The sequence below is a fragment of the Streptomyces sp. NPDC001027 genome (assembly GCF_040299045.1).
Taxonomy (GTDB): Bacteria; Actinomycetota; Actinomycetes; order Streptomycetales; family Streptomycetaceae; genus Streptomyces.
The window spans coordinates 23,281-39,782 of the sequence record NZ_JBEPBI010000066.1; the positions used below are offsets into that span (position 1 = coordinate 23,281).

Here is a 16,502-nt window from a genome sequence, read left to right on the forward strand (position 1 = left end):
GTGCGCGTGGAGAGCCCGTCGTGCGCGGGGTCGCTCAGGGTTCGAGCACCAGGGTGTCGACGGTGCTGCCGTCGACGGCCTTCTTGCGGAAGGACCAGTCGAGCAGCTCACCGTCGGCCCACTTGCCCGTCTGGTCGGTGTAGTGGGCGCTGAAGGCGTGCCCCGAGGCGCCGGTGAGGTTGATCCACTTCGACTTGTCGAGGTCGTCGAGGTTGACCACCATCCGCATCGACGGCACCCACACCACGCCGTAGCCGCCGGCCGCGTTCCAGCCGGTCGCGTTGACCGTCGCCTCGCCGCCGCCGAGCTTCCACGGGCCCCGGTTGAGGATGTACTGCAGGAAGCCGGGGCCGCTGGTGCCCAGGGTCTGGTTCTTCAGGAACAGGCGGTGCAGCCGGCCCCAGCTCCAGGTGTCGATGTCCTTGCCGAGCTTGGCGGTCAGCTCCCAGCGCGCGTCGATCATGGCCCGCTCGAACAGCTTGTCCCGGTCGTTGACGGCCGCGGGGCGGGTGCCGACGGCGGGCGTCGTCCACCACGGGCTGTTCTTCTTGTCCACGAGCCTGCGCACCACCTCGAACCAGCGGTCGCCGCCGTCCGGCTGAGCCTGGGCGGCGTCGCGCTGCCCGCACTCGCGGATCTTGTCCCGGTTGTCGACGGGGCCGGTGGTGTCGACCGGGTCGACCCACAGGCACTGGCCCTTGACGCGCAGCTCCTTGGGCAGCTTGTTGCCGAAGGCCAGCTTCAGGATGTTGCGCCAGACCGCGTTGAAGTAGGCGGCGGCCGCCGAGTCGGCGTCCTGGCTGTAGTCCCAGCCCTGCAGGAGGTCCTGCGCCTCGCGGACGTCGGGGTCCTTCAGGTTGATCTTCATCAGGTACGGCTTCAGCAGCTTCGCGATCTGGCTGTCGTCGTCCAGCTGCATCTGGCGCATGTCGTCGGTGGAGATCTTGCCGCCGCCCTTGATCTTGCCCTTGATCAGGTCGGTGATCCGCTGGCTGCGCGCGCCGTAGCCCCAGTCCCTGGTGAGCGTGTAGGGGTACTTGTCCTTGTCGATCACGGCCTGGTTGGCGGTGACGATGTACCCGCGCGCGGGGTCGTACTCGTAGGGCAGCTCGTCGAACTGGATGTACCCCCGCCACCGGTACCTGGAGTCCCAGCCCTCCGCCGGGATCGAGCCGTCGACGCCCTTCGCGCGCGTGGGGATCTTGCCGGGCAGCTGGTAGCCGATGTGGTTCTTGGTGTCGGCGTAGACCAGGTTCTGCGAGGGCACGTCGAAGAGCTCGGCCGCCTTGCGGAAGTCGTCCCAGTCCTTCGCCTTGTTCATGGCGAAGACGGCGTCCATGGTGGTGCCCGGCTCCAGGGCGGTCCACTTCAGCGCGACGCCGTAACCGTCGCCGCGGTCGGGCGCCTCGCCCACGACCGTGGCCCGCTTGCCGACGTCGACGAGTTCGTCGGCACGGTCGGACAGCAGAGGCATCCGGTCCTCGGTCTGCCGGACGACGATCTTCTTGGAGTCGCCGCCGGCGACCTTGATGGTCTCCTCGCGCGTGGCGAACGGCTTCACCTTGCCGTCGTACTGGTAGCCGTCGTCCCCGGAGAGCTTCTCCAGGTAGAGGTCGGTGACGTCGACGCCGGAGTTGGTCATGCCCCAGGAGATGTCCGCGTTGTGGCCTATCACCACGCCGGGCATCCCCGCGAAGGTGTAGCCGGCGACGTCGTACTGGCAGGCGCTCGAGACCTTCCGGCAGTGCAGGCCCATCTGGTACCAGACAGAGGGCAGCGACGCCGACAGGTGCGGGTCGTTGGCCAGCAGCGGCTTGCCGGTGATCGTGTGCGCGCCGCCGACGACCCAGCTGTTGGAGCCGATGCCGTTGCCGTTCACTCCCACGGCGGTGGGCAGGTCGTCCAGGACGTCGTAGAGGCCCGAGAGCTGGCTCTGCAGGGCCGAACCCGAGCCGCCCGACGTGTCGCCGCTGCCGGACGAGCCGCCGTTGCCGGAGCCGCTTCCGTTGCCGGAGCCACGGCCGCCGTCGCCGTCGCTCTGCTCGAACGTCTTGGTCAGCTTGTCGTACTGCCCTTCCTGGACGATCGGCTGGTTGCTGCCGGAAGGGCGGTACTCCGGGTACAGCTCGGCGATCTGCTGCCCGCCGAGGCGGCTGGTCATCAGGGCGCGGTCGATCTCGTCCTGCATGTTGCCGCGCAGGTCCCAGGCCATCGCCTTCAGCCAGGACACCGAGTCGACCGGCGTCCACTCGGCGGGCTTGTAGTCGTTGGTGAACCCCAGGGCCGCGTACTCCAGGGAGATGTCCGCGCCGTCCTTGCCCTGGAGATAGGCGTTCACGCCCTTGGCGTACGCCTGGAGGTACTTCTTGGTCGAGTCCGACAGCTTGCTGTCGTACTCCGTCTTGGCGATGCGGTCCCAGCCCAGGGTGCGCAGGAACTCGTCGTTGTCGACCTGGCTCTTGCCGAACATCTCCGACAGCCGCCCGGAGGTCATGTGCCGACGGACGTCCATCTCGTAGAACCGGTCCTGCGCCTGCACGTAGCCCTGCGCCATGAACAGGTCCGCGTCGGAGTCCGCGTAGATCTGCGGGATGCCGTAGCCGTCCCGCTGGACGCTCACCGGTCCGGAGAGGCCCTTGAGCGTGATCGACCCCGTGGTCTGCGGGAAGGACGCGCGGACCGTGCTGATGGACCAGTAGGCGCCGTAGGCGATGCCTCCGATGATCGCCAACACCAGTACAAGAACGATCAAACGGGCTTTGCGCCCCTTCTTCCTGCCGGACTTGACGGGCTTGTCACCCGATGTGGCGGTGGTGTTGGGGGGCATCGCTGTCCTTGCTGTCCTCACGCTAGCGGCAGGCGGGCTGTCCTTCGATTGAGCGCTGGAGCAACCATAGGCGCAGGGCTTCGCGCCACTTGACGCGGAGTCGGGTACCGGCGCGGAAGGATGTTCGATCTCACGTCGCGGAGCGTCAAGAATTCGTCAAGAGTTAGGTAAGGTAATGAAGTACTTGGACACGGGGCGCGCAGCTTCGTGTCCGATGTGACCAGTGCACATGTGCGCCCGTGCCCGAGGCGCGCGCGCCGGTGAAGGGAACCGCCGCTGACCGTCCACCACCTCAACCAGCTCCTGCTCGCCTGCTCCCTCGTCCTGCTCGTCGCCGTCGCAGCGGTCCGGATCTCCTCGCGCAGCGGGCTCCCCAGCCTGCTCGTCTACCTGGGGATCGGCATCGCCATGGGCCAGGACGGCATCGGCGACATCCACTTCGACAGCGCCGAACTGACCCAGGTCATCGGCTACGCGGCCCTGGTCGTGATCCTCGCCGAGGGCGGCCTGGGCACGAAGTGGAAGGAGATCTATCCGGTCCTGCCCTCCGCCACGGTGCTGGCGCTGGCGGGGGTCGCGGTGAGCGTGGGCGTCACGGCCACGGCCGCGCACTTCGTGACGGGGCTGGAATGGCGGCAGGCGCTGATCATCGGCGCGGTGGTGTCCTCGACGGACGCGGCGGCGGTCTTCTCCGTCCTGCGCAAGATCCCGCTGCCCGCGCGCGTGACGGGCACCCTGGAGGCCGAGTCCGGCTTCAACGACGCCCCGGTGGTCATCCTGGTCGTCGCCTTCTCCACCGCCGGTCCCGTCCAGCACTGGTACCTGCTTCTGGCCGAGATACTGCTGGAGCTGGCGATCGGCGCCGCCATCGGCCTCGCGGTCGGCTGGCTGGGCTCCTGGGGCCTGCGGCACGTGGCGCTGCCCGCCTCCGGCCTCTACCCGATCGCCGTCATGGCGATCGCGGTCACCGCGTACGCGGCCGGCTCGCTGGCGCACGGCAGCGGCTTCCTCGGCGTCTACCTCGCGTCGATGGTGATGGGCAACGCCAAGCTGCCGCACTGGCCCGCCACGCGCGGGTTCGCCGACGGCCTCGGCTGGATCGCCCAGATCGGGATGTTCGTGCTCCTCGGCCTGCTCGTCACCCCGCACGAGCTCGGCGACGACGTGCTGCCCGCCCTCGTCATCGGCCTGGTGCTGACCATGATCGCCCGCCCGCTCAGCGTCGTGCTGTGCCTGACGCCGTTCCGGGTGCCCTGGCCGGAGCAGACGCTGATGTCCTGGGCGGGGCTGCGCGGCGCCGTGCCCATCATCCTGGCGACGATCCCCATGGTGAACGGCGTCGACGCCAGCCGCCGCATCTTCAACATCGTCTTCGTCCTGGTCGTCGTCTACACCCTGGTCCAGGGGCCGACCCTGCCCTGGCTGGCGCGCAAGCTGCGGCTGGGCGGCGACCCCGAGGCCGCCGACCTGGGCGTCGAGTCGGCGCCCCTGGAGCGGCTGCGCGGGCACCTGCTGTCCGTGGCGATCCCCGAGGGGTCGAAGATGCACGGCGTCGAGGTCGACGAACTGCGACTGCCGGCCGGGGCCGCCGTCACCCTCGTCGTCCGCGACGGGACGTCGTTCGTGCCGCTGCCGGCGACCGTCCTGCGGCACGGCGACGAACTCCTCGTCGTCGCCACCGACCCGGTGCGGGACGCGGCGGAGAAGCGACTGCGCGCCGTCGGGCACGGCGGCAAGCTCGCCGGATGGCTGGGCACCGGCGGCGACACCCGTTAAGCACGCGTTTCGCACCGTTCACACCCCCTGCATTCCCAGGGCGGCCGGGTTGGCGGTGCTCCTTTTCACAGGTGGGGTGCGCCTTGATCCCTGTAGGATGAAGGCGCACTTTGATCGAACCAACTCTGCCTGACGCAGAGCTGGCGCGACCGTATGGCGGCCGGAACACCCTTGCAGCGGACCGGCATCTACCGCAGCACGCGCAAGAGGACAGCTCTCGGCGCCCCCGCACGGGCGCGCTACCAGGCGGCAGAAAGGCACGGGCCGTGGCATCCACGGTCACCACCGAGCCGTCGAAGGACTCGTCGGCCTCCGCCCGCCCGGGATACGGGCGACTGCTGCGCACCCGCGGCGCCTGGACGTTCCTGCTGCCCGGCTTCGCCGCCCGCCAGCCGTTCGCGATGCTCACGCTCTCCATCGTGCTGCTCGTGCAGCACACCACCGGCTCGTACGGCGCGGCCGGCGCCGCGGCGGCCGTCACCGGTGTCTCCATGGCGCTGTTCGCCCCCTGGAGCGGCCGTCTCGCCGACCGTTACGCGCAGCGCGCCGTGCTGGTCCCCGGCGTCCTCGTGCACACCGTGTCGGGCCTCGCGCTCACCGCCCTCGCCCTCGCCCACGCGCCGCTGTGGGCGGTGTTCGCCGCGGCGGTGCCCACGGGCGCCTCGGTGCCGCAGGTCGGCCCCATGGTGCGGGCCCGCTGGGGCGTGCGGCTGAAGGGCTCGCCCCTGATGACCACCGCGGCGGCCTTCGAGTCCGTCACCGACGAGCTCACCTTCGTCTTCGGCCCGCTGCTGGCGACCGCCCTGTGCACCGCCGTGCACCCGGCCGCCGGTCTGCTCACCGAGGCCTCGCTGACCCTGCTCGGCGGGCTGCTGTTCGCCGCGCAGCGCAGCACGCAGCCCGAGGTCGCCGCCGTCGGGCACGCGCGCGTGGAGCACTCCTCGGCGCTGCGCGTCCCCGGCGTGCGCGTGCTGATCGTGACCTTCCTCGGCATCGGCTCGGTCTTCGGCGGCATGCAGGTCTCGCTGGCCGCGTTCACCGAGTCGATCGGCGAGCCCGGCCTGAACGGCGTCCTGTACGGCACCTTCGCCGCGGGCAACATGCTCTCCGGCCTGGTGTGCGGCGCCGTCGCCTGGAAGGCCGCGCCGCAGAAGCGCCTGGTCGTCGCCTACGCCGCGCTGGCGCTCGTCGCCTCCGGGCTGTGGGCGGCGCACTCGATGCTCGTGCTGGCGGGTCTCGGCCTGCTGGTCGGCATGTGCATCGCGCCCGCGCTGATCACCGGCTACACGCTGGTGGAGGGACTGGTCCCGGCCGGCGCCCGCACCGAGGCGTTCACCTGGCTGACCGGCGCGGTGGCGCTCGGCCAGGCGGCCGCCGTCACGATCGCCGGGCAGCTCGAGGACCGCCTGTGGGGCGGCTCCGGTTTCCTGGTGCCGATGGGCGGCACGGTGCTGGCCCTGGTCACCCTGCTGGCCCTGCGCTCACGGCTCGCGACGCGCCCCCGCGAGCGCACCGTCGCACGTGGCGTCGGTCACCGCGTGCCGGTGACAGTGGACTGATCCCGGGGAATGCGTCAAGATAGACCGTCGTTAGCACTCACTGAGTGAGAGTGCCAGGAGGAAGACAGTGCCGACCTACCAGTACCAGTGCACCGAGTGCGGCGAGGGCCTCGAGGCGGTGCAGAAGTTCACCGACGACGCCCTGACCGAGTGCCCCAACTGCGGTGGCCGCCTCAAGAAGGTGTTCTCCGCCGTCGGCATCGTCTTCAAGGGCTCCGGTTTCTACCGCAACGACAGCCGCGGCTCCTCGTCGAGCAGCTCTCCGGCGTCGTCGTCCTCGAAGCCGTCGACCTCCGGTTCCGAGTCGAAGTCGTCGAGCACGAGCTCCTCGTCCTCCTCGGACTCCAAGTCGTCGAGCAGCGGCACCTCCGCCGGCAGCAGCTCCGCCGCGTAGGACGCCCTTCCTCACGAGACCCTGCCGTCGTCCGACGGCGGGGTCTTCGGCGTTCCCCGCGACGGTTAGGGTGCGACGCATGGCGAACAAGGCGAACGCAGAGATCGGTGTGATCGGCGGCTCCGGCCTCTACTCGTTCCTGGAGGACGTGACCGAGCTCCAGGTCGACACCCCCTACGGACCGCCCAGCGACTCCCTCTTCCTCGGCGAGGTGGCCGGCCGGCGGGTCGCCTTCCTGCCCCGGCACGGACGCGGCCACCATCTGCCGCCCCACCGCATCAACTACCGGGCCAACCTGTGGGCGCTGCGCTCGGTCGGGGTGCGTCAGGTCCTCGGCCCGTGCGCGGTGGGCGGCCTGCGCCCCGAGTACGGGCCCGGCACGCTCCTCGTGCCTGACCAGCTGGTCGACCGCACCAAGTCACGGACCGGGACGTACTTCGACGGCCTGCCGCTGCCCGACGGCACCGTGCCGAACGTGGTGCACGTGTCGCTGGCCGATCCCTACTGCCCCGCCGGGCGGGCGGCGGCGCTCACGGCGGCGCGCGGCCGCGAGTGGGAGCCGGTGGACGCGGGAACTCTCGTCGTGATCGAGGGGCCGAGGTTCTCCACCCGTGCCGAATCGTTGTGGCACCGGGCGCAGGGCTGGTCGGTGGTGGGCATGACGGGCCACCCGGAAGCCGCGCTGGCCCGTGAACTCGAGCTCTGCTACACCGCGTTGACCCTGGTCACCGATCTGGACGCGGGCGCCGAGAGCGGCGAGGGCGTCTCCCACGAGGAGGTGCTGCGCGTGTTCGCGGCGAACGTGGACCGGCTGCGGGGCGTGCTGTTCGACGCGGTGGCCGCACTGCCGTCGACGCAGGACCGCGACTGCGGGTGCGGGAACGCACTGGGCGGAATGGACCCGGGCTTCGAACTGCCGTAGGCGGGGAGGGGCGGGAGGACCCGGGGGGCGGAAGGCAGGAGGCGGGAGGCGCGGGCGTGCGGGGGCGCGGGCGTGCGGAGGCGGGGGCGGAACTCCTCGTTCGGGTGAGGGGGTTGTCCACAACCCGTGGATCGTCCACCGGCTCCGGCGAGCGGCGGCGCGAAAGGCCATCGTGGCTGTGCAAGCCCGACCCTCGTCGCAAACCCGACCCTCGTCGCGGGATGCGGCGGCCGCGCAAGTCCGTCCCTCGTCGCAGGTGGTGACCTCGTCATGTCCCTTACTCCTCCCTCCGCTCCCATGTCCTCCGCACCGTTTCCCCCCGGGCCGGTCCCTCCCACGGCTTCCCCCTCGGATCCGTCGCCCGCCCGCCCCCTCTTCCCCTCGGCGCCCTTCCCGGCGTCCGTCCCGGCCCGGCCCGCGTCTCCGTGCCCGTCCCCCTCCTCGCGACCGCCGGGTGCGGAGGCGCCCGCCAACAGGGAGGTGCCGAGCTTTCCTCCGGTCCGCGTCCGCGGCGGGCGATTCCGGCTGAGCCCGGTGCGCCGGCCGGCCCGCGGTCGCAGGCGGGGCCTCGCGGTCGGTCTCGCCGTCACCGCCGTCGCGCTGGTGGCGGCCGGGCCGAGGCTCGACGATCCGGTGCGCGGGCACCCGTCCGAGGGGAGCGGCGCCCGCCCGCCGGACCGCGCGCAGCCGGCGGCGCGCGCCCCCGCCTCGGGCTCGCGCGCCGCCCGGAAGGTGTCGGCCCCGGTGCGGATCGCCGACGCCGCAGTGGTCCGGCTGCTGCGCCCCGGTGACCGGGTGGACGTCATCGCCGCCGAACAGACGGTGCGGGGCGCCACAGCGCGGGTGGTCGCCCGCGGAGCGCTCGTGACCAAGGTGCCCGAGCCGCTGGCCGCCCCGGCCGGGGGCCCCGCGCCGGGCAGCGACGCGGGTGCGCTGGTCGTGCTGTCGGTGCCCCGGTCCACCGCGGCCCACCTGGCCGCAGCGGGCGCCACCGCACGGCTGTCGGTGACCCTGGGATGACGTCAAGTCCCCCCTTCGAGGGACCTCGTTGGACACGCCCGCCGAGCGTTGACGTAGGTTGCGGAGCTGTTTGTTCCACAACCTGTACATGCGAGGAGTGTCCCCGAGGTGAGCGAACAGAAGACAAGCGTCCTGCAAGGCTTCAAGGCCTTCCTGATGCGTGGCAACGTCGTCGATCTGGCCGTCGCGGTGGTGATCGGCGCGGCGTTCACGAACATCGTCAACTCGATCGTGAAGGGGATCATCAACCCCGTCATCGGAGCCATCGGCACCAAGAACCTGGACAGCTACAACTCCTGCATCAAGGGCCCCTGCACCGGGACGGGGGACAGCGCGACCGGGGTCCGGATCCTGTGGGGGTCCGTGCTCGGAGCGACCCTCACGTTCGTGATCACCGCGGCGGTCGTCTACTTCCTGATGGTCCTGCCGATGGCGAAGTACCTGGCTCGGGTCGAGGCCCGCAAGAAGGCCAAGGAGGGCACGCGGGAGATCATCGAGGTGACCGAGCTGGAGGTGCTCAAGGAGATCCGCGACGCCCTGGTCGCCCAGCGGGGCACCGGCCACAACGAGAGGTAGCGGCGGCGCTGCCAGGGGCCGTGCGCAAGGGCGTCCGGCAGGCTCTGCGGACGGTACGGCTTGCGCGACGGGCGCGGACGCTACGGCCGGTGCGGCGGGCGCGACGGGCGCGGACGATGCGGCTGGCGCGGCGGGCGCTGACGATGCGGCGGGCGCGGACGCTACGGCCGGTGCGGCGGGCGCGGACGATGCGGCTGGCGCGGGCCGTGCGGCCGGTGAGGGCTCAGATGTGGTGGGGCGGCTTCTCGTCGAGGAACCGCCTGAGGTCGGCGGCGCTGTCGCCTTCGGCGGCCGGGCGCTCGCCCCACCCCTGGTCGGTGTCGTCGGAGGACTGCCGGTCCAGCGGGTCGTCGAAGTTCAGCGCGGTCTTCGGGTCGCGCGGCTCGGAGGCGGAGGGGCTGCTCATGCGTCCAGGGTACGGCCCCGGCAGCGGGCCGCGCCTGGGCCGGGCCGTCCGACGCGGACTCCGCCGCACGGTCGGCGAGGACCGGCTGCGGGTGGCTCGCACAGAGGATTTTCCCGCCGTCATCTGCTGTGCTGGGGACCATGACGTCCCGTACGACTCCGCCGGCCTCTCCCTCCGGCGCACCCGCCCCCGCCCCCGCCCGCAGGAGGCCTGTGCGCAGGCTCACCTCGCGTGGGAGGGCCGAGGCGCATCGGGTGGCTTCGCCGCTCGAGCTCTTCTTCGATCTCTGCTTCGTCGTCGCCATCGCCCAGGCCGGCGTCCAACTGGTGCACTCCCTGGCGGAGTCCCACGCGGGCGAGGGACTCCTCAGCTACGCCATGGTCTTCTTCGCCATCTGGTGGGCGTGGATGAACTTCACCTGGTTCGCCTCGGCGTACGACAACGACGACGTCCTCTACCGGATCGTCACGCTGGTGCAGATCGCCGGGGTGCTGGTGCTCGCCGCGGGGGTGTCCCGGGCGTTCCAGGAACACGAGTTCCTGGCCGTGTGGCTGGGCTACGCCATCATGCGTGTGGCCATGTCCTCCCAGTGGCTGCGCGTGGCGCTGTCGACGGAGGGCTCGGAGCGGACGGCCGCGCTGCGGTACGCGGTCGGCGTGCTGGTCTGCCAGGTCGGCTGGGTGGGGCTGCTGATCCTGCCCGAGGGCGGCGGGATCTGGCTGTTCCTGGCGATGGCGGTGGTGGAGATGTGCGTGCCGCTCTACGCCGAGAAGGCCCGGGCGACGTCCTGGCATCCGCATCACATCGCGGAGCGGTACGGGCTGTTCACGATCATCGTGCTGGGCGAGACGATCGCAGCGGCCACGGTCGCGGTGAAGTCCGGCATCGACGAGAACGACGCGCTGGGCGAGCTGCTGCCGATCGCGGTGGGCGGGCTGCTGATCGTCTTCGCCGCCTGGTGGATCTACTTCGTGGCGCCCATCCACGGCCATCTGCGCACCAGCAGGCAGGCGTTCCTGTGGGGGTACGGGCACTATTTCGTCTTCGCCTCCGCCGCCGCGATCGGCGCGGGTCTGGAGGTCGCCGTCGAGCAGGCGATCGGCGAGGCCCACCTCTCGACGACGGCCGCGTCGTCCGCCGTGACGCTGCCGACGGCGCTGTTTCTGTCGACGGTATGGGTCCTGCACGCACGGCACTTCAAGGCGGGCCTCGCCCAGCAGTCGGTGCTGCCCGTCACCGCGTTGCTGGTGATCTGCTGCACCTTCCTCGGCGACCGGGCGGTCCTGGCGGCCGGACTGGTGGCGGCACTGGCCGTCGCGACCGGGACGACGCTGACGGCCCGCACGTCGGCACGGGAGCCTCAGAAGGAGGGGCAGGTCGTGGAGGCCCGGGAGGGCGCGGAGGCACGGGAGAGCCGGGAGGCGACGGACGACCGGGGAGCGCCCGACGGGGAGGCGACGGACGGACAGGAGACGCCCGACAGGGAGGCATCGGACGAGGACGCATCGGACGGCGAGGGATCGGGCAGGCGGGAGAGCTGAGCGCGGTTGGGATAGCCGAGTGCTGGGCGAGACTGCCCTCATGACAGTTGACGCTCTGACGGACGTCGCCGGGCTGCGGGTGGGGCATGCCACGCGGACGGGCGACGGTTGGCTCACCGGCGCCACGGTCGTCCTCGCGCCGGAGGGCGGCGCCGTGGCCGCCGTGGACGTGCGCGGCGGCGGTCCCGGCACCAAGGAGACCGACGCCCTCGATCCGCGCAACCTGGTCCAGCGGGTCGAGGCGATCGCGCTGACCGGCGGCAGCGCCTACGGGCTGGACGCGGCGTCCGGGGTGATGGCCTGGCTGGAGGAGCAGGGCCGTGGCATCCCGGTCGGCCCGGACCCGCGGCACGTCGTGCCGGTGGTTCCGGCCGCCTGCGTGTTCGACCTCGGGCGGGGAGGCGACTTCCGGGCCCGTCCGGACGCGGCCACCGGCCGGGCGGCGGTGGAGGCGGCCGCGGCCTGCGAGCCCGGAGCGCCGGTGCCGCAGGGCTGCGTCGGCGCGGGCACGGGCGCGGCCGTCGGAGCGATGAAGGGCGGGGTGGGCACCGCGTCCGTCGTCCTCGCGTCGGGGATCACGGTGGGGGCGCTGGTGGTGGCCAACGCGGTGGGGTCGGTACTGGATCCGGAGACGGGTGTGCTCTACGGGGAGTTGTTCCAGGGGCGCGTGACCTACCCGCGTGCGCGGGTGCACGAGGCCGCGCGCCGTCGGCTGGCCGAGAGCGCGGCGAAGCACGCCCCCGCGCCGCTCAACACGACCCTCGCGGTGGTGGCCACCGACGCGGACCTGTCGAAGGCGCAGGCGCAGAAGCTGGCGGGGACGGCGCACGACGGCATCGCGCGCGCGGTGCGGCCGGTGCACCTGCTCCACGACGGCGACACGGTCTTCACGCTGGCGACGGGCGCGCGTCCGCTCGACCCCGGCAATCCGCTCGCCCTGAACGACGTGCTCGCGGCGGGCGCGGACATGGTGACGCGGGCGATCGTGCGGGCCGTGCGCGCCGCCGAGTCGGTGGACGTGCCGGGCGGGACCTGGCTCTCCTACGCGGAGTTGTACGGCGAAGCCTGAGCGCGTCGGCTCGGATGCGCGTCGGCGCACGTCGACCGAAGGCACGTCGGCCGAAGGCGCGTCGGCCGAAGGCGCGTCGGCCGACGGGCGCGGGCGGGTTCCGGCCGGGCGATTGTCCGGGTTCTGTCACGCGACGGCGTCAACCGGGACCGGAGGGAACCCGGTCGGGCGCCGGGTCCCTCCTTGTCCACGTACCGGCACGGACACCGGATCGGATCACTCACCCCAGATGAAGTTGGAGCAGCCCGTGAAAACGGCGGACAAAGCAGCGCGGCGCGCAGTGGGAGCCTGTGCGGCCCTGATCGTCGGCGCCCTGACCCTGACCGCCTGCGGGGGCAGCGCCCGCGCCGAGGACGAGAACGCCAAGGGCGGCAAGAACGGCACGAGCGGCACGAGCGCCGTCCGGACGTCCACCGCGAAGATCGCCATCTCGGCGAAGGACGGCTCGACGGGCGCGTCCATCAACACGACCGGGGTGAAGGTCAGCGAGGGCCGGCTCACCGAGGTGCGGATGACGGTGGCGGGGTCGGGACAGGCCGTCGAGGGCGTCCTGTCGGCGGACGGCGCCGACTGGAAGCCGAAGGAGCAGCTGGAGCGCGGGACGAAGTACCAGATATCGGCGACCGCGAAGGACGCGAACGGCAGGACGGCCGCCGCCAACTCCATCTTCACCACGGTCTCCTCGGCCGACAGCTTCATCGGCACGTACACGCCGGACAACGGCACGACGGTGGGCGTGGGGATGCCGGTGTCGTTCACCTTCGACAAGGCCATCGGCGACAGGAAGGCCGTGCAGTCGCACATCACGGTCACCTCCAGCAGCGGACAGCAGGTGGTGGGGCACTGGTTCGGCGCGCAGCGGCTGGACTTCCGGCCCGAGGAGTACTGGAAGGCCGGCTCCAAGATCACGATGAAGATCGACCTGGACGGGGTGCAGGGCGCGAACGGTCTGCACGGCGTGCAGAAGAAGACGGTCACGTTCACGGTCGGGCGTTCGCAGGTCTCCACGGTCGACGTGAACACGCAGACCATGACGGTGGTGCGGGACGGCCGGACGCTGAAGACGATCCCGATCTCGTCGGGCGACGCCGAGCACACCACGTACAACGGCCGGATGGTGATCTCCGAGAAGTTCACGCAGACGCGCATGAACAGCCGGACGGTCGACCTGGGCTCCGAGTACGACATCCCGGATGTCCCGCACGCGATGCGGCTGACCTCGTCCGGCACCTTCCTGCACGGCAACTACTGGTACAAGAAGGGGAATCCGCCCTTCGGGCGCACCGGCACCAGCCACGGCTGCGTGGGGCTCGCCGACGTGCAGGGCGCGCGGGGCGACACGCCCGCCAAGTGGTTCTACGACCAGTCGCTGATCGGCGACGTGGTGGTCGTCGAGCACTCCCCCGACAAGACGGTGGCCCCGGACAACGGGCTCAACGGGTGGAACATGTCGTGGGCCGAGTGGACGGCCGGAAGCGCGGTCTGACCGTATGACCGGCGGTTTTTGAGGGTACGTGGGGTCGTGCGGGAACCGATCGCGCGGCCCGAGCGTTTTCCCCGACGTACGTTTTCTCGGTTCCCGGACATGATGTCCGACCGAGGGGCTACGGTATGCACCCACAAGGTGACATGCAGCAACGCCGGGAGAAACCTTGAGCGTTCCGTACGAGACCACAGCGTACGAGCCAGCCGAGTCGCCCGAGTCTCCGGAGGAGCACCTCGCGCGACTGCTGGGTCGCGCCCTGAACTCCTTCGAACTGCCCGACGAGGCCCTGCGCCGGCTCGACTGCGCGCTGGCCCACGACAGTTCCCTGCACTCCGCGCACCACAGCGCGGGCCTGCACCGGGAGACCTACCGGCACACCTGGCTGCTGGCCGACGGCTGTGCGCTCACGCTGTGGGAGCTGGTGCACAACACGGCGCCGGGCAGCGAGCCGCAGCACGAGGTGTACGTCGACGAGGAGGAGCTGCGCGCCGCCACGGCCCGGCTGCCGCTGCCGTCGGACACACCGGACTTCGAGCTTCCGGTGCTGGTACAGCTGTCGCCGGCGCCCGCGCCCCGGCACATGTACGTGCCGGACGACTCGGCGGACCACGCGCGCAGACTGCTGCGCCGCGCGGAGAACCCCGACCAGCCCGGGGCGGACACGACCGCCCTGCTGAAGTCGGCGTTCGCGCACCAGATCACCCAGGCCTTCGGGCGTCCGTGCCGTGCGGGCCGGATCGGCCTCGGCTACTCGCTCTACGAGCACGCCTTCCTGCTGCGCGACGGCCGGGAGATCTCCCTGTGGGAGGTCGAGCACACGGCCACGCCCGACGGTCGTCACATGTGCGAGGTCTACGCGTCGGAGGACGCGGCACGCGACGCGATGGAGCGCCGGGCGGCCCAGTTCTCCTGAGGAGCGGGGGCGTCCGGCCGGGGGCTCAGCGTCCGTGGCCGAGCCGGCGCACGAGGCCGGCGAACGCGTCCTCCTCCGCCACGGTCAGTTCGACGTTCTCCCGGTGCGGGCCGGTCCGCTCCCGGCTCCGGAGGACGGGTACAACAGGGGGGCGCGCGGGGAGGACGGGGACGGCGCGCAGGGCCGCGTGAGCCGCGGCGCGTGCCCGCATACGGCTCAGGATCCTGGTCAGGACGAGCAGCCAGACGACGGAGGCCACGGCGAGCACGGTCAGGGCCGTCAACTGTGCGGGCGTGAGATGCACGGGCATACCGCCAGTACACACCACGGTCCGGGACTTCGGTCCCGGACCGTGACGTATCTCGCAGGTCACGCACATCGGTGGATATGCACGGTTGAGCAAGCAGCCCGGAGCCCGGGCGCCGGGGTCACGCGGCCACCGGTTGCTTCGGCTCGGTCTCCGTCGCGGCTGCGGCCCCTGCCGGCGTCCCGGATTCCGGCGTCCCCGCGTCGGCGAGCGGCTCGCGCAGTCCCTTGAGGACGACGACCACGGCCGTCGTCACGCACACTCCCGCCGCGACGGCGAGCAGGTACAGGAAGGGGCTGCCGATCAGCGGCACGACGAAGATGCCGCCGTGCGGGGCGCGCAGGGTGGCGCCGAAGGTCATCGACAGGGCGCCGGTGACCGCGCCGCCCGCCATCGAGGCGGGGATGACGCGCAGCGGGTCGGCGGCGGCGAACGGGATCGCGCCCTCGGAGATGAAGGAGGCGCCCAGCACCCAGGCGGCCTTGCCGTTCTCCCGTTCGGTCGGCGTGAAGAGCTTCTTGCGGACGACGGTCGCCAGCGCCATGCCCAGCGGCGGGACCATGCCCGCCGCCATCACGGCCGCCATGACCTTCATCGCGGAGTCGCTGGGGTCCTGAACGGCGATGCCGGCCGTGGCGAAGGCGTACGCGACCTTGTTGACGGGGCCGCCGAGGTCGAAGCACATCATCAGGCCGAGCAGGACGCCGAGCAGCACGGCGTTGGCGCCGGAGAGCCCGGCGAGCCAGTCCGTCATGCCCTTCTGGGCCTCGGCGATGGGCTTGCCGACCACCACGAACATCAGGAAGCCGACGACCAGCGACGAGATCAGCGGGATCACCACCACCGGCATGATGCCGCGCAGCACCGGCGGGATCCTGACGCGCTGGATCGCGAGGACGACGCCGCCCGCCAGCAGACCGGCGACCAGGCCGCCGAGGAAGCCGGCCGCGATGTTGGAGGCGATCATTCCGCCGACGAAGCCGGGGACGAGTCCGGGGCGGTCGGCCATGCCGTAGGCGATGTAGCCGGCGAGGACCGGGATGAGGAAGCCGAAGGCGACCCCGCCGATCTGGAACAGCAGGGCGCCCCAGCTGTCGACCTGGGTCCAGGAGAAGTGCTCCATGACAGACGGCGCCTTGTTGATCTCCCAGCCGCCGACGGCGAAGCCCAGAGCGATCAGCAGACCGCCCGCGGCGACGAACGGGACCATGTAACTGACGCCGGTCATCAGCCACTTGCGCAGCTTGGTGCCATAGCCGTCGCCGGGCTCGCCGGCCCGCTCGACGGGCGTTCTGCCGCCCGAGGCGCTCCCGGTGACCTCACCGCGCGCGGCCTTGCCGCGCACGTCGGCGATCAGCTGGGCGGGCTTGTTGATGCCGGCCTTCACACCGACGTCGACGGTCGGCTTGCCGGCGAACCGTTCCTTCTCCCGTACGGGCACGTCGTGGGCGAAGATCACGCCGTCCGCGTCGGCGATGACCGCGGGGTCGAGGCGGGTGAACCCGGCGGAGCCCTGCGTCTCGACGACGAGGTCGACGCCCGCCTCGCGGCCCGCGTTCTCCAGGGACTCCGCCGCCATGTAGGTGTGGGCGATGCCGGTGGGGCAGGAGGTGACGGCGACGATCCGGAAGGGGCGGGCGCCCGCCGGAGCGGGGACGGCCGGGTCGGCGGCTGAGGCCGTGCCGGCGTCGGCGGAGGCCGCCGCC

Annotated in this window: 14 protein-coding genes; 10 read left to right on the forward strand and 4 right to left on the reverse strand. The window is 71.6% G+C overall.

Going from position 1 to position 16,502, the window contains the following annotated elements; genetic code table 11:
• Positions 1-34: 34 nt before the first annotated feature.
• Entirely contained in the window at positions 35-2,827 is a 2,793-nt protein-coding gene (locus tag ABT300_RS19920) for a penicillin acylase family protein (protein WP_351677314.1), read from the reverse strand.
• 276 nt (positions 2,828-3,103) lie between these two features.
• On the opposite strand from ABT300_RS19920, the gene ABT300_RS19925 reads away from it, so the two are divergent.
• From ABT300_RS19925 to mscL, 6 genes are all read left to right on the forward strand, one after another.
• Positions 3,104-4,603, forward strand: coding sequence for a potassium/proton antiporter (locus ABT300_RS19925; RefSeq protein WP_351677347.1), 1,500 nt, complete (start codon positions 3,104-3,106; stop codon positions 4,601-4,603).
• 266 nt (positions 4,604-4,869) lie between these two features.
• Positions 4,870-6,162 carry an MFS transporter gene (locus tag ABT300_RS19930; protein ID WP_351677317.1) on the forward strand — a complete coding sequence of 431 codons (1,293 nt, stop codon included), beginning with the start codon at positions 4,870-4,872 and terminating at the stop codon, positions 6,160-6,162.
• A 67-nt stretch (positions 6,163-6,229) separates the two neighbouring features.
• Positions 6,230-6,556 carry an FmdB family zinc ribbon protein gene (locus tag ABT300_RS19935; RefSeq protein ID WP_351677319.1) on the forward strand — a complete coding sequence of 109 codons (327 nt, stop codon included), beginning with the start codon at positions 6,230-6,232 and terminating at the stop codon, positions 6,554-6,556.
• Positions 6,557-6,635: 79 nt separating this feature from the next.
• The gene (locus ABT300_RS19940; protein WP_351677322.1) at positions 6,636-7,478 is read left to right on the forward strand and encodes an S-methyl-5'-thioadenosine phosphorylase; all 843 of its coding nucleotides are present in this window, start codon (positions 6,636-6,638) and stop codon (positions 7,476-7,478) included.
• A gap of 480 nt (positions 7,479-7,958) precedes the next feature.
• Positions 7,959-8,498 carry an RcpC/CpaB family pilus assembly protein gene (locus tag ABT300_RS19945; RefSeq protein WP_351677326.1) on the forward strand — a complete coding sequence of 180 codons (540 nt, stop codon included), beginning with the start codon at positions 7,959-7,961 and terminating at the stop codon, positions 8,496-8,498.
• Between the two features lie 108 nt (positions 8,499-8,606).
• The gene (gene mscL / locus ABT300_RS19950) at positions 8,607-9,074 is read left to right on the forward strand and encodes a large conductance mechanosensitive channel protein MscL (RefSeq protein WP_351677328.1); all 468 of its coding nucleotides are present in this window, start codon (positions 8,607-8,609) and stop codon (positions 9,072-9,074) included.
• A 223-nt stretch (positions 9,075-9,297) separates the two neighbouring features.
• Here the strand turns inward: mscL and ABT300_RS19955 are convergent, their stop codons facing one another.
• On the reverse strand, positions 9,298-9,480 hold the full coding sequence (locus tag ABT300_RS19955; protein ID WP_351677330.1) for a hypothetical protein: 183 nt from the start codon (positions 9,478-9,480) through the stop codon (positions 9,298-9,300).
• A 140-nt stretch (positions 9,481-9,620) separates the two neighbouring features.
• On the opposite strand from ABT300_RS19955, the gene ABT300_RS19960 reads away from it, so the two are divergent.
• The 4 genes from ABT300_RS19960 (at position 9,621) to ABT300_RS19975 (ending at position 14,489) form a co-directional block, all read left to right on the forward strand.
• Positions 9,621-11,021, forward strand: coding sequence for a low temperature requirement protein A (locus tag ABT300_RS19960; protein WP_351677333.1), 1,401 nt, complete (start codon positions 9,621-9,623; stop codon positions 11,019-11,021).
• Between the two features lie 40 nt (positions 11,022-11,061).
• Positions 11,062-12,090 (forward strand): P1 family peptidase, encoded by a 1,029-nt coding sequence (locus ABT300_RS19965; RefSeq protein WP_351677336.1) that lies wholly within the window; start codon positions 11,062-11,064, stop codon positions 12,088-12,090.
• A 229-nt stretch (positions 12,091-12,319) separates the two neighbouring features.
• Positions 12,320-13,576: a L,D-transpeptidase gene (locus tag ABT300_RS19970; RefSeq protein WP_502977965.1), complete on the forward strand. Its 1,257-nt coding sequence runs from the start codon at positions 12,320-12,322 to the stop codon at positions 13,574-13,576.
• A 166-nt stretch (positions 13,577-13,742) separates the two neighbouring features.
• Entirely contained in the window at positions 13,743-14,489 is a 747-nt protein-coding gene (locus ABT300_RS19975) for a DUF6227 family protein (RefSeq protein WP_351677339.1), read from the forward strand.
• 25 nt (positions 14,490-14,514) lie between these two features.
• On the opposite strand, the gene ABT300_RS19980 is transcribed toward ABT300_RS19975, so the two are convergent.
• The gene (locus ABT300_RS19980) at positions 14,515-14,799 is read right to left on the reverse strand and encodes a hypothetical protein (RefSeq protein ID WP_351677342.1); all 285 of its coding nucleotides are present in this window, start codon (positions 14,797-14,799) and stop codon (positions 14,515-14,517) included.
• 118 nt (positions 14,800-14,917) lie between these two features.
• On the reverse strand, positions 14,918-16,502 hold a 1,585-nt coding region (locus tag ABT300_RS19985; RefSeq protein ID WP_351677344.1), incomplete at its 5' end, for a PTS fructose transporter subunit IIC.

Bases quoted from the DNA above. Each gene is read 5' to 3' on its own strand.
- ABT300_RS19920 (WP_351677314.1), bottom strand. From the start codon at position 2,827: ATGCCCCCCAACACCACCGCCACATCGGGTGACAAGCCCGTCAAGTCC.
- ABT300_RS19940 (WP_351677322.1), top strand. From the start codon at position 6,636: ATGGCGAACAAGGCGAACGCAGAGATCGGTGTGATCGGCGGCTCCGGC.
- ABT300_RS19955 (WP_351677330.1), bottom strand. From the start codon at position 9,480: ATGAGCAGCCCCTCCGCCTCCGAGCCGCGCGACCCGAAGACCGCGCTG.
- ABT300_RS19960 (WP_351677333.1), top strand. From the start codon at position 9,621: ATGACGTCCCGTACGACTCCGCCGGCCTCTCCCTCCGGCGCACCCGCC.
- ABT300_RS19965 (WP_351677336.1), top strand. From the start codon at position 11,062: ATGACAGTTGACGCTCTGACGGACGTCGCCGGGCTGCGGGTGGGGCAT.
- ABT300_RS19970 (WP_502977965.1), top strand. From the start codon at position 12,320: ATGAAGTTGGAGCAGCCCGTGAAAACGGCGGACAAAGCAGCGCGGCGC.
- ABT300_RS19980 (WP_351677342.1), bottom strand. From the start codon at position 14,799: ATGCCCGTGCATCTCACGCCCGCACAGTTGACGGCCCTGACCGTGCTC.